The organism is Rhizobium zaerense (genome assembly GCF_051810725.1).
Lineage (GTDB): Bacteria > Pseudomonadota > Alphaproteobacteria > Rhizobiales > Rhizobiaceae > Rhizobium > Rhizobium leguminosarum_I.
This window is the reverse complement of sequence record NZ_JBPWQY020000004.1, coordinates 344,909-359,041: the sequence shown is the minus strand read 5'-3', so window position 1 is coordinate 359,041 and position 14,133 is coordinate 344,909. Positions and strand designations below refer to the sequence as shown.

12 protein-coding genes and 1 pseudogene are annotated in these 14,133 nt (G+C 59.9%); 8 read left to right on the top strand and 5 right to left on the bottom strand.

Annotated elements, in window-relative coordinates; translation table 11 throughout:
- Positions 1-28 precede the first annotated feature (28 nt).
- Entirely contained in the window at positions 29-445 is a 417-nt protein-coding gene (locus tag ACS4RR_RS29620; protein WP_260111343.1) for an acyl-CoA thioesterase, read from the bottom strand.
- Positions 446-495: 50 nt separating this feature from the next.
- Here ACS4RR_RS29620 and ACS4RR_RS29615 point away from each other — a divergent pair, with 50 nt between their 5' ends.
- A complete protein-coding gene (locus ACS4RR_RS29615; RefSeq protein WP_456190520.1) occupies positions 496-1,470 on the top strand; it encodes a zinc-dependent alcohol dehydrogenase family protein in 975 nt (324 codons plus the stop codon).
- A gap of 165 nt (positions 1,471-1,635) precedes the next feature.
- Positions 1,636-2,046: a type II toxin-antitoxin system VapC family toxin gene (locus ACS4RR_RS29610; RefSeq protein WP_260111345.1), complete on the top strand. Its 411-nt coding sequence runs from the start codon at positions 1,636-1,638 to the stop codon at positions 2,044-2,046.
- A 62-nt stretch (positions 2,047-2,108) separates the two neighbouring features.
- On the opposite strand, the gene katG is transcribed toward ACS4RR_RS29610, so the two are convergent.
- Positions 2,109-4,289, bottom strand: a complete 2,181-nt coding sequence (gene katG, locus ACS4RR_RS29605; RefSeq protein ID WP_456190519.1) for a catalase/peroxidase HPI — start codon at positions 4,287-4,289, stop codon at positions 2,109-2,111.
- A gap of 143 nt (positions 4,290-4,432) precedes the next feature.
- Here katG and ACS4RR_RS29600 point away from each other — a divergent pair, with 143 nt between their 5' ends.
- Entirely contained in the window at positions 4,433-5,347 is a 915-nt protein-coding gene (locus ACS4RR_RS29600; RefSeq protein WP_260111347.1) for a hydrogen peroxide-inducible genes activator, read from the top strand.
- Between the two features lie 21 nt (positions 5,348-5,368).
- Here ACS4RR_RS29600 and panB read toward each other — a convergent pair whose 3' ends face one another.
- Positions 5,369-6,190 carry a 3-methyl-2-oxobutanoate hydroxymethyltransferase gene (gene panB / locus ACS4RR_RS29595; protein ID WP_260111348.1) on the bottom strand — a complete coding sequence of 274 codons (822 nt, stop codon included), beginning with the start codon at positions 6,188-6,190 and terminating at the stop codon, positions 5,369-5,371.
- Positions 6,187-7,097, bottom strand: a pseudogene (gene panC, locus ACS4RR_RS29590) (pantoate--beta-alanine ligase). Before panC ends, panB begins: the two are co-directional and overlap by 4 nt.
- A 509-nt stretch (positions 7,098-7,606) precedes the next feature.
- On the opposite strand from panC, the gene ACS4RR_RS29585 reads away from it, so the two are divergent.
- The 5 genes from ACS4RR_RS29585 to ACS4RR_RS29565 all read left to right on the top strand — a co-directional run bounded on the left by ACS4RR_RS29585 (position 7,607) and on the right by ACS4RR_RS29565 (position 12,882).
- Positions 7,607-8,755 carry an HlyD family secretion protein gene (locus ACS4RR_RS29585; RefSeq protein WP_260111349.1) on the top strand — a complete coding sequence of 383 codons (1,149 nt, stop codon included), beginning with the start codon at positions 7,607-7,609 and terminating at the stop codon, positions 8,753-8,755.
- Complete coding sequence (locus ACS4RR_RS29580; protein WP_260111350.1) at positions 8,748-10,277, top strand: MFS transporter; 1,530 nt, start codon at positions 8,748-8,750, stop codon at positions 10,275-10,277. The genes ACS4RR_RS29585 and ACS4RR_RS29580 overlap by 8 nt, the downstream gene beginning before the upstream one ends.
- A gap of 197 nt (positions 10,278-10,474) precedes the next feature.
- A complete protein-coding gene (locus tag ACS4RR_RS29575; protein WP_260111351.1) occupies positions 10,475-11,419 on the top strand; it encodes an aldo/keto reductase in 945 nt (314 codons plus the stop codon).
- A gap of 184 nt (positions 11,420-11,603) precedes the next feature.
- Entirely contained in the window at positions 11,604-12,137 is a 534-nt protein-coding gene (locus ACS4RR_RS29570; RefSeq protein WP_260059629.1) for a TetR/AcrR family transcriptional regulator, read from the top strand.
- A gap of 271 nt (positions 12,138-12,408) precedes the next feature.
- The gene (locus tag ACS4RR_RS29565) at positions 12,409-12,882 is read left to right on the top strand and encodes a ProQ/FINO family protein (RefSeq protein WP_260111352.1); all 474 of its coding nucleotides are present in this window, start codon (positions 12,409-12,411) and stop codon (positions 12,880-12,882) included.
- 171 nt (positions 12,883-13,053) lie between these two features.
- Here the strand turns inward: ACS4RR_RS29565 and ACS4RR_RS29560 are convergent, their stop codons facing one another.
- Positions 13,054-14,115, bottom strand: a complete 1,062-nt coding sequence (locus ACS4RR_RS29560) for an ABC transporter ATP-binding protein (protein ID WP_017967753.1) — start codon at positions 14,113-14,115, stop codon at positions 13,054-13,056.
- Positions 14,116-14,133: the final 18 nt, after the last annotated feature.

Genomic DNA, 14,133 nt, shown 5'->3' with positions numbered 1-14,133 from the left:
GACACCCGCTGGTTTGAATGATCGGCAATCAGCCGGGAGACAGAGCCGCTCTGGTCGCTTCGGGGATCGGCGTCGGGCGGCTGTCGGAGAGGCCGACGCAGACCCAGACGAAATGTGCCGATGCGCAATGGGCGCCATCGCGCTGGCGAAAGAGTCCTATGGCAAAGGACAGGCTCGTGCGCCCGATTTTTTCTACGTCCACCTTTGCCTCGACGACATCATCGAGGTCGATCGGGCTGTGAAAGATGATCTCCGCCTTCTTCACGTGATAGGCAACGCCGGAGGAGGTGTGACGGAAATGGCTGAGAATATGCCCTTGCCGCAGGAATTCGACGACCGCATCCTCGCAATAATCGAGATAACGGGAATTGTGGACGTGACCATAGATGTCGATGTCTCGCATCGAGACCCGGAACAATGCTAAAGGCCTGTCGTCAACGCTCATTCGATCACCAATTCGACGGAGTGATCTAATCGCAGTGTGTGGGGGATGCAATGCAATATCAGGCAGTCGTGCGCAAATTCGGCCGGGCTCAGGATGTCGTCGAACTCGGGGAGGCGGCGCTGCCGCCGCTGCGGCGCGACCAGGTGAGGGTGCGCCTGCTGGCGCGGGCGATCAATCCGTCCGATATCATCACCATATCGGGAGCCTATAGCGGACGCACGACATTGCCCTTCATTCCCGGCTTCGAAGCTTTCGGCGTGGTCGAACAGTGCGGCGAGGAGGTTCATGGGCTTCCCCTCGGAACACGCGTGCTGCCCGTGCGCAGCGCCGGCGGCTGGCAGCAATTTAAGGACACTGATCCAGGCTGGTGCCTGCGTGTTCCAGACGAGCTCACCGATTTCGAAGCTGCGACGAGTTACGTCAATCCGATGACGGCCTGGTTGATGCTGCATGCCAAGATCGGGCTGAGGCCGGGAATGCGCATCGCCATCAATGCCGCCGCCTCTTCGATCGGAGCGATATTGATCGGTCTCGCCAATAGCGCGGGCGTGGAGCCGATCGCCATCATCCGCAACGAAGGATCGCTTGAGCGCCTGCGCGGCCGGATCGAGGCTGTCATCGTCGACAGGGAGGAAAGCGAAAGCGATCTGGTCGCCGGGCTCGCCGGCCGGCATGGGCTCGACGCGGTGCTTGATTGCGTCGGAGGCGCGCACGCCTCAATCCTCGCGGATGCGCTTAAACCCGGCGGACACTTCGTGCATTACGGTCTGCTTTCGGGGCAGGGCATACCGGCTTCTTTCTGGATGTCACAGCCCGATATTGCCTTTTCCTATTGTCACCTCCGGGAATGGGTTCATTCCGAAGCGATGAGCAACGTCCAGCGGGCCTATTCTGAGCTCGCCGCGCAGATCGCCTCGAAGGTCATCGCCACCGAGGTGCGGGAGGTGTTTCCTCTGGAAAAGGTCAGTGAAGCACTGGGATCCGCCGTTCCGTTCCGGACGGGCGGCAAAGTGCTGCTGGCCTAACGAACATGAGCAGGCCGCGACAACGTTTTGACGGCTGGCCGATCGCAGCATGCGGTGGGCATCGTTGCATAGCGTCTTGGAGCGCGGCCTCAGCGACGATTTCATGGCGGAAGGGCGAGAGCAGCCGGAGGAGCAGGAGAGACCGGGTCTTCAGGACCTGTTCAAGTGATCACGCATCTTATCGACACCAATGCGGTGATCGCCCTGATCGGCGGGAAATCCGAAACACTGCTGAAGAGCGTGATCGACAGCGATGAGGGATCGATTGGGCTGTCGACCGTGGTGATGCACGAGCTCTATTATGGCGCCTATAAAAGCGCGAAAATTTCCTACAAGCTCGAAACCCTGCGCCTGTTCGTGGCGGATTTCTCAGTTGTCGGTTTCGAGCAGGAGGATGCGTTGGCCGCTGGGGAGATCCGTGCCGCATTGGCGGCAAAGGGAACGCCGATCGGTCCCTATGATGTTCTGATCGCCGCTCAGGCCAGGACCCGGGATCTGGTTCTCGTCACCAACAATGTCGGGGAATTCCGCCGCGTCAATGGTCTGCGTGTCGAGGACTGGACGGTCGGGCGGTAGGTCCGGTCTCCAAAAAAATGCCCGGGCGCAGCCGAAACGGCGCCCGGGCAAAATGCTGCCGATCAGACGAGGTCGAAACGATCGGCGTTCATGACCTTGGTCCAGGCCGCGACGAAGTCCTTGACGAACTTCTTCTTGGCGTCGGACTGGGCGTAGACTTCGGCAAAGGCGCGCAGTTGCGCGTGCGAGCCGAAGATCAGGTCTACCCGGGTGCCGGTCCACTTGACGTCGTTGGTCTTGCGATCACGCCCTTCGTAAATCCCTTCCTTGCCGGCAGCGGGGGACCACTGCGTGCCCATGTCGAGCAGGTTGACGAAGAAGTCGTTGGTCAGCGTTTCCGGGCGGGAGGTGAAGACGCCATGCTCGGGAGCCCCGGCCTTCAGCACACGCAGGCCGCCGACAAGAACGGTCATTTCAGGTCCGGTCAGCGTCAGCAGCTGCGCACGGTCCACCAGGGCCTCTTCCGGCTTCATGAACTGCCGGCCACCGATATAGTTGCGGAAACCGTCGGCGCGGGGCTTGAGCGCCGCGAAGGAGTGCGCGTCGGTCTGCGCCTCGGAGGCGTCCATACGGCCTGGCGTGAACGGCACGCTGACCGCATGACCGCCGGCCGCTGCCGCCTTTTCCACACCGGCTGCACCGCCCAGAACGATCAGGTCGGCCAACGAGATCTTCTTCGCCCCGGCCTGGGCGGCGTTGAAGTCTTTCTGGATGCCTTCGAGAACGCCGAGCACCTTGGCGAGCTGCGCCGGCTGGTTGACCTCCCAGTCCTTCTGCGGGGCAAAACGGATGCGCGCGCCATTGGCGCCGCCGCGCTTGTCGGAGCCGCGGAAGGTCGAGGCGGACGCCCAGGCGGTCGAGACCAGTTCCTGCACGGTGAGGCCGGTTGCTAGCACCTTTGCCTTGAGGTCGGCGATATCCTTATCGTCGACAAGCGGATGATCGACGGCCGGGATCACGTCCTGCCAGATCAGGTCTTCGGCCGGAACCTCCGGGCCGAGATAACGCACCTTCGGTCCCATGTCGCGGTGGGTCAGCTTGAACCAGGCGCGGGCAAAGGCGTCGGCGAACTCGGCAGGATTTTCCAGGAAGCGGCGCGAGATCTTTTCGTAGACGGGATCGAAACGCAGCGCCAGGTCGCTGGTCAGCATGGTCGGCAGATGCTTCTTCGATGCATCATAGGCATCCGGAATGGAGGCGTCGGCGTTCTTGGCCTGCCACTGATGCGCGCCGCCCGGGCTCTTGGTCAGCTCCCATTCGAAAGCGAACAGGTTTTCGAAGAAGTAGTTGCTCCACTGGGTCGGCGTCTGGGTCCAGGTCACTTCGAGGCCGCTACCGATGGCATCGCGACCGACGCCGGTATTGAACTTGCTGATCCAGCCCAGGCCCTGAGCTTCGAGCTCGCCGCCTTCCGGGTCGACACCGACAAACGAGGGATCGCCAGCGCCATGGGTCTTGCCGAAGGTATGCCCGCCGGCGATCAGTGCCACGGTTTCTTCGTCGTTCATCGCCATACGAGCGAAGGTTTCACGGATGTCGCGGGCAGACGCCAGCGGATCCGGAGTGCCGTTAGGGCCTTCCGGGTTGACATAGATGAGGCCCATCTGCACGGCGCCAAGCGGCTCTGCCAGTTCGCGTTCGCCGCTGTAGCGCTCGTCACCCAGCCAGGTACCCTCAGGACCCCAGTAGAGTTCTTCCGGCTCCCAGACGTCGGCGCGGCCGCCGGCAAAGCCGAAGGTCTTGAAGCCCATGGATTCGAGCGCGACATTGCCGGTAAGGATCAGAAGGTCTGCCCAAGAGATCCTGTTGCCGTATTTCTGCTTGATTGGCCACAGCAGGCGGCGGGCCTTGTCGAGGTTCACGTTGTCGGGCCAGCTGTTCAGCGGCGCAAAACGCTGCTGGCCCTGACCGGCGCCGCCGCGGCCGTCGGTGATGCGGTAGGTGCCGGCGCTATGCCAGGCCATGCGGATGAACAGGCCGCCGTAATGGCCGAAATCGGCCGGCCACCAATCCTGCAGATCCGTCATCAGCGCGTGAAGATCCTTCTTCAGGCCGTCGAGATCGAGCTTCTTGAACTCCTCGGCATAGTCGAACGCCTCACCCATGGGATCGGCGCGGCCGGAATTGTGGTGAAGAATCTGCACGTTCAGCTGATTGGGCCACCAGTCGCGGTTGGATCTACCGCGAGGCGTATTGCCATGTGCAACAGGACATTTGCCTGCGCTGTCAGTGGGGTTGTCCATGATCGTCTCCTTCATTGCTTGATCTGTCTTCGGTCCAAAAAGATGAGCCGAGCTGGCGCCCCACTCTCTCCCTGAAGTCTTCATATCGGAAGCGCTTCATAAATTTAAGTTGGATTTACTGATCGTCGCGATAAGATGAAGTTATGAAGAACCTTACCCTGAAACAGCTACGTTATTTTGAAGCACTGGCAAGAGATGGCCGCTTCCGGCGCGCTGCCGACGCCTGTGCGATCTCCCAGCCGGCATTGTCAATGCAGATCAAAGAACTTGAGCAAGAATTGGGCGGTGAGCTTTTTGAGCGCAACGCGCGTGAGGTGAAGCTGACCGCCTTCGGTCAGACCGTGGCTCTCAGGATCCGCGATATCCTGCGTGGCGTGGACGAGCTTGCGGAGCTGGCGCGGGCGGCGCGTGATCTCTTCCTGACGCGGCTGCGCATCGGCATCATACCGACGATTGCGCCCTATCTGTTGCCGGCCATCATCAATGACCTGAACAAGAGCTTTGCGGGAATCCAGATCGAAGTGCGCGAAACGCAGACGTCGAAGCTGGTTCAGGAGCTGGCGCAAGGCCAGTTGGACACGGCAATCGTTGCTTTGCCCGTGTCGGAACCCTCCCTGGCAGAACTCGAGCTCTTCAAGGAAGAGTTCGTGCTGGTCCGGCGGCCCGAAGACGAGGGTAAGCCGGTGCCCGAACGCGAGGCGCTTCGCGAAATGCGGTTGCTGCTGCTCGAGGAAGGCCACTGCTTTCGCGATCAGGCCTTGTCGTTCTGCAAGGTAGGGCAGGCCCGTCCCCGGGAAGTCATGGAAGGCAGCTCTTTGTCCACCCTGGTCCAGATGGTCAGCGCCGGTATCGGCATCACCTTAATTCCCGAGATGGCCGTTCCCCTCGAAACGCGCTCGGCGCATGTCTCGATCTCCCGTTTTCAGTCTCCGCAGCCGTCGCGAACGATCGGCATGATCTGGCGCAATTCGACGCCTATGGCCAAACAGCTCCAGCAGGTTTCCGAGGCGGTCCGCCGCTCGGCCGAAACCATGCGCGAGCAGTATATCGTGCGGTGATGGAGCTTTCATCGTCTCGCGTCAGGATCGCCGCTTGAAGGTGTGCTCCGCTGCCGGAAACTGTCGCGATCGGACCTCTTCGGCATAAGCCGCGGCGGCGGCCGAGATCCTTTTGCCGAGTTCGTCGTAGCGCTTGACGAAGCGCGGGGTGAAATCGTTGAAAAGACCCAGAATGTCGTCGGAAACCAGAATCTGACCGTCGCAGGCGGAAGAAGCGCCGATACCGATGGTCGGAACGTGCATGGCGGCCGTCACCTCGCGGGCGAGCGGCTCCACCGTGCCCTCGATTACGACGGCAAAGGCTCCTGAGCCGCCAATCGCGTGCGCATCGCGGCGGATCTTCGACGTCTCGTGTTCGGAATGGCCGACGGACCGATAACCGCCTGCGGTTTGGACCTGCTGTGGCATAAGGCCGATATGGCCCATAACCGGAATCCCCCGCTTGGTCAGAAAGGCGATGGTCTCGGCCATCTCCTCGCCGCCCTCCAGCTTGACGGCATCGCAGCCGGTTTCCTGCAGGACGCGGACAGCGTTGCGGAAGGCGATCTCCTTGGATTCTTGATAACTTCCGAACGGCATGTCGACGACGATGCAGGCCTTGCCGACGCCGCGCATCACCGCCTTGCCGTGCGCGATCATCATGTCGAGTGTGACGCCGATGGTGCTTTCCATCCCATAGAGCACCATGCCGAGCGAATCCCCGACCAGCAGAAGGTCGCAATGCTCATCGAGCAGCCGCGCCATGGGCGTCGTATAGGCGGTCAGGCAGACGATCGGCTTGCCGCCCTTCATGGCTGAAATGCGCGCTGGCGTAAGGCGCTTCTGAATTCCTGCCGCGCTCATCTGGTCACTCCCTTTCCCGGCAGGCCTCGCCCGCCGACAACCCTGTTGTTCCCGATCATCGGTTGTCACCAACGACCCTGTTGTCGAGAAGCCTCGTCGAGCCGACCCGAACGAAGAGCGCCACGACGACAGGGTCTGTGATCGACGTGACCTTCTGCAGCGTTGAGGCATCCCTGACGGCGACGACCTCGGGCTTTGCCAGAGGCTCGCGACTAAGAAACGCCGTGAGCTTTGCCTCGAGTTCCACCGGATCGGCAAGGCCGCCGGCCACCAGACGCTCGGCCTCGTCGAGGGTCTGGGGGACGATCGCCGCGGCACGCCGCTCGACCTCGCTGAGATAGACGTTGCGCGAGGACAATGCGAGGCCATCGCTATCCCTGACCGTTGGCACGGATATCACGCGCACCGGCACGGCGAGATCCTCTACCATGCGCTTGATGATAACGACCTGCTGGTAATCCTTCTCTCCGAAATAGGCGGTCTGCGGCTGCACGATGTTGAACAGCTTGCAGACGACCGTGGTAACGCCGCCAAAATGCCCAGGCCGGACCGCTCCTTCGAGTTCGCGCCCGAGATCGGGAACGTCGACGACAGCAAGCATCGGGTGCGGATACATGTCCTCGACGCCAGGTGAAAAAAGGAAATTGACGCCGGCCTGTCTCAGCATGGCGGCATCGCGTTCCAGGTCGCGCGGATATTTGCTGAGATCTTCCGTCGGACCGAACTGCAGCGGATTGACGAAAATTGACACGACGACGATGTCGTTTTCGGCGCGAGCGCGCGCGACCAGCTCCATATGACCGGCATGGAGATAGCCCATGGTCGGAACAAGGCCGACGGTTCGCCCCTGCCGCCTCAGCGCGTCGAGCGTGTGGCGCAGCTCGTCAATGCTCGAGAAAACCCGCATATATCCTCCCCGGCTGGTCACTCCATCTTGGGCGCGGATATGAAGTGTAATCGATGCGGCAGGTCAATGCATATTTCTCGATAAAAACGATTAGACGCATCGGCGGCTGACCTTTTTGCGGAATAGAACGAGGCTGCCCTCCAGCACGACACCTAAGTACAATTTCCGCTCCGCTCTCGCGGGGCTAGCGTCCCAAATGGACGCAAGGTCGAGTGACACGGTTCATTTTCTCATTAACACCGGCGCAAGACGGGTTGACTGTTCACGGGCTTGATAAAACGATACGTAGCGTTTATATGAAGCCAGGTTTCTCGCTCGAAGTGACACGCGGTCCCAAGCGAAGGAATGGCGATGGGGCAGTCAACTATCAGATCGAGTCACCTGTGGGCCGTGAAGCCCGAGCGGCAGGATGGCTTGGTAGCTGTCGGCGGAGAAAGCCGGTTGTTAAAAAACGGACCGGGGTCCTGCGAGCGGATGAAAAGATGTCGTGGTCGCGAAAGAAGAACAAAATGGATGAAAGATCTGGAATCAATGTCACTGCCCTAGTGGCCGCGCCTCAGGTAGAGGTCGTCGCGCCTGGACACTCCTTTGCGCCGCCAGTCTTGGCATCTGCGGGGTCACTCATTGTCCCAGTGTCGGCAATCGTCATAGCCCTTGCAGCCGTCGTTGCGGCCGGGGCAAATTGGGATTGGTGGGTTGCAAGACGTGCGGTGCAGTCCACCGAGGACGCTGCAGTTTACGCGGACATATCCTCAATCAGCGCTCGCGTCAGCGGCACCATCGACTTGGTCTCGATCGATGACTATTCCCATGTCAAGGCTGGAGACCTCCTGTTCTCGATTGATCCCAGGCCGTACGAAGTTGCTCTCCGCGCCTCGAAGGCGAAGCTGGATGCAGCTCAGGCGCAGCTTGGGGACAACGACACCCAGCGCTCGTTCCAGCTTACCCAGATCGATGTCGCACTTGCACAGCAGGAGGCCGCGAAGGCGGATGAGATCCAGGCGAGCAAGGAACTAGAACGACAGACACGTCTTGGTATCGACGGCAGGGCAAGCTCGATCCAGACCCTCGAAAAGGCCACTGCGGCGCGCGGGCGTGCATTGGCGAGTTCGAAAACGGCGCGAGCCACAGTCGTTGCCCAACAAGTCAAGCTTGACGTGCTGTCGAAGCAGCGTGAGGTCCTTGAGGCCAATGTCGACACTGCTGCTGCGGATGTCGCCGCGCGTGAGCTTGAGTTGAGCTACGCGAATGTGCGCGCACCCGTCGATGGCGTGGTCGCCAAACGAAACGCGCAACGTGGAAATTATGTCAGCGCCGGCACAAGCCTGATCTCAATCGTTCCGCTCCCTCAGGTGTATATCCTTGCAAATTATAAGGAAAACCAATTGGGAATGGTCCGGGAAGGACAAGCGGTCGACATATCGGTCGATCTATTGCCCGGGGCAAAGCTGCATGGGACGGTTTCGAGAATTTCGCCCGCAAGCGGATCGACATTCGCGCTGCTGCCATCCGACAACGCGACCGGCAACTTCACGAAGGTCGCTCAACGCCTGACGGTTCGGATCGAACTCGACCCGAACCAGCCGAACTTTGACCGCCTCCGCCCTGGTATGTCGGTTATAACCCATATCTCCACGAAGGCCGACCATCATGTCTAGGATGAATCATCCGAACGACCTGCAACGCCAAGGATTCGTCGCGGTCGCTTTGCTCATGGCGTCCATATTAACTGCCTTTGACATACGTTCAGTAGGCACTGGTTTGCCGGACCTGCGAGGCGCTTTTGGCTTGACCTTTGACGAGGGGGCGTGGCTTGGCACCTTCGCCACCGCTCCACAGATTCTGGCTGCTCCGAGCGTCGGATGGTTGATCGCGGTCTTTGGGGTTAAAAGAGTAATGATCGCGCCGACCATCTTTTATTCCGCAATTTCGTTACTCATACCATTCTCCAGCAACTTCGAAATGCTGGCCGCACTGCACGCCTTAAGAGCGGTTTTGCTCGGCCTGTTCGTCGGCGCGACGCTCATGACGGCTTTTCGAAACATCGACCGAAAATTCTGGATTTTCGCACTGGCATTTTACGTTTTGAGAATCCCATTCGCGCAAAATCTCGGCTTGTATGCGGCCGGAAGCTATACGCAGACGATAGGGTGGCAGTGGCTGTACTGGCAGGGCGCAGTTGTCGGCCCCCTGATTGGCATCCTCTTCTGGTACGGCGGCAAGCCGACGCCGGTCGACCGTGTGCTCCTCAATCGAGCCGACTGGGGTGGAATGGCTATTTTTGGCGTGGCTCTTACGACCCTCTACGTTGCTTTGGACCAAGGCAATCGATTGGACTGGTTTCAATCCGGCTTCATCATCTCGCTGCTTCTCGCCACGGCGTTTCTCGCGTGCATCTTCCTGTGGCACGAGGCTCGCGTACAGTATCCCTGGGCGCACATCTCGATCCTGTTCGCAAGAAACATCGCTCTGGGTTTCGCCGCTATTGGCTGCTTTATGACGGCGAGTCTCGGAAGTTCTCTGTTGGAGCCGAGCTTCTTGATTGCGGTGGCACATTTGCGACCGGAACAAATTGGTGACTTTGCCGCACCTTATGCAATTCTCCTTCTGGCCGGCGCAACTATCGCTGCGGTCGCCCTTGTCCAGACGGTCAAGCAGCGTGCCACGTTGATGATCGGGTTCATCTGCTTCGCTCTATCGGCGTGGCTTGGCACGCAGTTGACCAGCTTGTGGTCGCTGCCGGAGTTCCGGCTGATCGTCATCCTTCAGACGTTCGGTGAAGAAACCGTATTTCTGGCCGCGGTCGCGACGTTGTTCAGCAATGTAAATCCAGCGAGGGCGATATCGCTCACCGCATATGTACAGGTCATGCGATTAATCTGCTCGGAAACTGTCACGACGACGATGAACACCTGGATACGGCAGCGGGAGCAACTGCACTCATATCTTATCGGCTCGCATGTCACGGGTGCGACGCCCGGGTGGAATACGACATTGACGCAACTTGGTTCAGGTTCGGCGGGGCGGGGTGTCGGCGTGCTGGCGGGCTTGGTGCAAAGGGAGGCGAGCGCCCAAGCCTACATTGATGGTTTTTGGATCACCTTTGCGGCCGCGATTGCGGGGCTGGTTGTCGTCTCGCTTATGGCGCCATCCCCCTCTCATCCGCTGACGACACGATAAACGATCCCACCGCGCCGCCGTATTGGGGTCGCGATTGTCCGTGCATTAGGGAAGTGTCGTCGACGACCAGTCGGTTGCTTTCTTCACGAAGAAGGCGGCGCATGTGCAGCCGTCGTTCGGCATTCAGACGCCAGGAAGCGTTCGCGCTCAATCATCATCCACTCTAAATCAAGGGACTTAACATGGAACCCGCTCATATGCTCCGCTACAAAAGAATTCCCCTCTCCGACGGCGCGACCTCGATTCCGGCATTGGGTTTCGGTACGCTGATTCCCGATCCTGCCGCCACCAAACGTGCCGTTGCCGCAGCGCTTGAAGCTGGGTTCCGGCATCTCGATTGCGCGGAACGATATGGCAATGAAGACGCAGTCGGAGAGGCGATGCGCGACGCCCTCGCCGCTGGCACTGTCCGGCGCGAAGATGTATTTGTCACGACCAAGCTCTGGAATACCAATCACCGTCCAGAGCGGGTGCTTGCTGCATTTCAGGCGAGCCTCCGACGTCTTCAGGTCGATTATGTCGACTGTTATCTCATCCACACCCCTTTCGCGTTTCAACCCGGCGACGAGAATGATCCAAGGGACGAACACGGCGAGGTCATTTACGATTCAGGAGTGAGTCTAATCGACACCTGGCGCGCACTTGAGGCGCTTGTGGACAGTGGCAGGTGCAGGTCCATCGGCCTGTCGGATGTTACGCTGGAAAAGTTGAAGGACATTGTCGCGGTTGCGCGGATCAAGCCGGCCGTGGTGCAAGTGGAGTCGCATCCGTACCTGCCGGAATGGGAGTTGCTTGACTTTTGTCGAGAGCACGGGATCGTCCTGCTGGCCTTTGCGGCTCTCGGGCATGGCATGGAGCCCAATCTGCTCGAAGATCCGGTCATTAAGGCAATAGCTCATCGCGTCAATAAGACGCCGGCGCAGGTTGCGCTGGCCTGGGCAGTGCAGCGCGGCACTGCCTTCCTCACCACCTCGGTCACATCCAGCCGGACCAGGGAGAATTTTGACCTTTCCGCATTGCCGGAAGACGCGATGCAGCAGATCCGAGATGGCATAAAGACGAACATCCGCTTCAACGGAGTCGTCGAAACTGGAGTCCCGGGTTTCATTCCTCGGGCCGGTCCAACTCAAGGCAGTCAGTGAGCGGGAGTTTGGCGAGATTTCCGAAACGCTCCTGAGGCGTCCGCCATAGGTTCTTCCGCATTGCCTGTTGATCGGTGACATCGACTTGGGCTACGCCTGAATAATGATCACGACCCCAAATGCTGTCTCGGCAAGAAAACGAACCTCTATCGGATCGCGTCGCAATCCGGAGGCGGAGGCCGCAGTGCTGGCAGCCGCGAGGGAACTCATCTCTGAGAAGGGTTACGCGGGATTTTCTGTCGAAGAAGTCGCGCGAAGAGCTGGAGCGGGAAAGACCACCATTTACAGATGGTACCCCACGAAGGCAGATCTCTTTATCGCGATCTATACGATGGAACGATCGACTTTTGTGACGGTGCCCGACGTCGGGAACTTGGTCGAAGAGCTGGTGCAGTACACGACGAGTCTGTGGCGTTTCTGGTCCTCCCACCCGGCCGGAGCTGCATTGAAGGGATTGATCGCGGAGGCACAAGGCACCGAAGAGGCGTTGGGAGCACTGCGCGACAAGTTCCTTCCGGACCGCACTGCCGACGTGAGGCATATATTGACCAGTGGCGCGGCCCGCGGCGAAATATGCCTCGAGGAGGTCGATGACAAGGTCTCGCTTTGGGTGGGGTTTAGCTGGTTTAAACTTTTGATCGGCGAACTTCATGACGAAGACGCAATTGGGCCTGTCATGATGCAGATCTCGGGTGTCCCACGACACGTTCAGTCCTGAGCGTCGTGCCACCGCCAGCCTTGTCCGGCCTGGCCGAGATTTATGGCCGAACACGGTGAAATTGTCCGTTTTTTCAAGGACTGATCCCAGCAGAGATTGGTTTGCTGCATTCGGTTCCTCGCGAGGAGTCGTTTGGGGGTTGAATTCCTATAGGCTCTCATGTCGCATCCCACCGGCTTGCAGTGGAAACGACGATGTGCGACTTCCGTTGCTCGCCCTGCCGTCAAGAAACCATCACAGTCGGCCGTTATGGACGTTATATGGAGGACGCATGGACAAGCCCTGGAAGATCAGCCGCGGACCGATTGCGGCAACCGAGCTCGACGTGGAGAAGGCAAACGCGATCAATGTGCTGTTGATCCGGCCGGTCGGCGTCCTTCCGGCCAAGGCGGGAGATCCGGTCCTTCCTTTTGCCGTCGGCCTTTTCAACGAACTCCGCCCGCTCCTGAAGCCCGATGCCGGTGTCACCACGCTCAGGCGAGCGACCGCGGCCTATGTCCACTGCCGGCGCTATTATTTCGCCAGCGCCCAGCCCGATTCCATGCGCCATAGTCTTGACGGCGAACCCGTCGAACCGCTGTCGTCCGAAGACCGGCTGGTTGCGCAAAAGCGCTTCCTGAGCCTCAAGCAGGCCGCCGGTAAGACAGACGCGCCTGAGCAGACAGCACCGGTTCCCGCTCCCCTGTTGAGCAAAAGCGAACAGATCCGCGCAGCCCTCCTCGGCAAAAGGAACGCCGCCAGCTAGAGCAGGATGACATCAGCGTCTCATATCCGGCTTGCCGTCATTGCGGGTTCTGGGTCATGCGACCGTTATTCACAAGGGCGACGTAGTTGCTCTCTGAGCTTGGCCGCATCGGGGGCGCGGAAAACGCGCCCCCGGCTGGCGCCGACCGAAGGGGAGGGGCAATCGGCCGGGTCAGTTCAACGGCGCTTCGCCTGATGTGATCCGTTGCTCGTTTCCGGCAAACAGGTGAACCGCATCATGGATTGGCGCAATCCTCAGCACCTCGCCGGGGGCGGCCCTGATCCGTTCCCTGAAGACGCAGGTCAGCGTCTGCGTTCCTAGCCGGACGATGACGAGCGTTTCCGAACCCGTCGGCTCGACGACCACCGTCGTGACCTCGATGCCGCCTGGGTCCAACCGGATATGTTCGGGGCGAATGCCGTAGGTCACGGCTTCAGGCGCACGCCGCTCACTCGGCAGGAGCAGGCCGTCGGCGGTTCGAAACCCCTCTTCCCTCATGTTGCCATTGATGAAATTCATCGCCGGGGAGCCGATGAAGCCGGCGACGAAAAGGTTGTTCGGACGATCGTACAGTTCAAGCGGAGAGCCCGACTGCTCGATCAGGCCGTCCTTCATAACGACGATCTTGTCGGCCATGGTCATGGCTTCGATCTGGTCGTGGGTGACATAGATGGTCGTCGTCTGCAGCCGTTGATGCAATTCCTTGATCTCCGAGCGCATCTGCACCCTGAGCTTGGCATCGAGGTTAGACAGGGGCTCGTCGAACAGGAAGACGGCCGGGTCGCGCACGATCGCCCGCCCCATCGCCACACGCTGCCTCTGGCCGCCCGACAGTTGCTTGGGGTATCTCTCCAGGAGACTTTCGAGGCCGAGGATCTTCGCGGCGTTGCCGACCCGCTGATCGATCTCCGTCCTCGGCATCCGTTTCAGCCGCAGCGAAAAGCCCATGTTCTTGGCAACGGTCATATGCGGGTAGAGCGCATAATTCTGGAACACCATGGCGATATCCCGGTCCTTGGGCGCAAGCTCGTTGACGATATGCTTGCCGATCTGGATCTGCCCCGAGGTGATGCCCTCGAGGCCCGCGATCATTCTCAAAAGCGTGGATTTACCGCAGCCCGAGGGACCGACCAGAACGACGAACTCGCCGTCGCCGATATCGACCGAGACGCCTTTTATGGCTTTGAACGCGCCGTAATCCTTGCGAGCATTGTTGACCGAAACATGGGCCATTACCGTCCTCCCGAAATT

Coding starts and splice junctions, on each gene's coding strand:
- ACS4RR_RS29620 (WP_260111343.1), bottom strand. CDS start 445: ATGAGCGTTGACGACAGGCCTTTAGCATTGTTCCGGGTCTCGATGCGA.
- ACS4RR_RS29585 (WP_260111349.1), top strand. CDS start 7,607: ATGGATGAAAGATCTGGAATCAATGTCACTGCCCTAGTGGCCGCGCCT.
- katG (WP_456190519.1), bottom strand. CDS start 4,289: ATGGACAACCCCACTGACAGCGCAGGCAAATGTCCTGTTGCACATGGC.
- ACS4RR_RS29615 (WP_456190520.1), top strand. CDS start 496: ATGCAATATCAGGCAGTCGTGCGCAAATTCGGCCGGGCTCAGGATGTC.
- ACS4RR_RS29575 (WP_260111351.1), top strand. CDS start 10,475: ATGCTCCGCTACAAAAGAATTCCCCTCTCCGACGGCGCGACCTCGATT.
- ACS4RR_RS29565 (WP_260111352.1), top strand. CDS start 12,409: ATGGACAAGCCCTGGAAGATCAGCCGCGGACCGATTGCGGCAACCGAG.
- ACS4RR_RS29560 (WP_017967753.1), bottom strand. CDS start 14,115: ATGGCCCATGTTTCGGTCAACAATGCTCGCAAGGATTACGGCGCGTTC.
- ACS4RR_RS29580 (WP_260111350.1), top strand. CDS start 8,748: ATGTCTAGGATGAATCATCCGAACGACCTGCAACGCCAAGGATTCGTC.
- panB (WP_260111348.1), bottom strand. CDS start 6,190: ATGAGCGCGGCAGGAATTCAGAAGCGCCTTACGCCAGCGCGCATTTCA.
- ACS4RR_RS29600 (WP_260111347.1), top strand. CDS start 4,433: ATGAAGAACCTTACCCTGAAACAGCTACGTTATTTTGAAGCACTGGCA.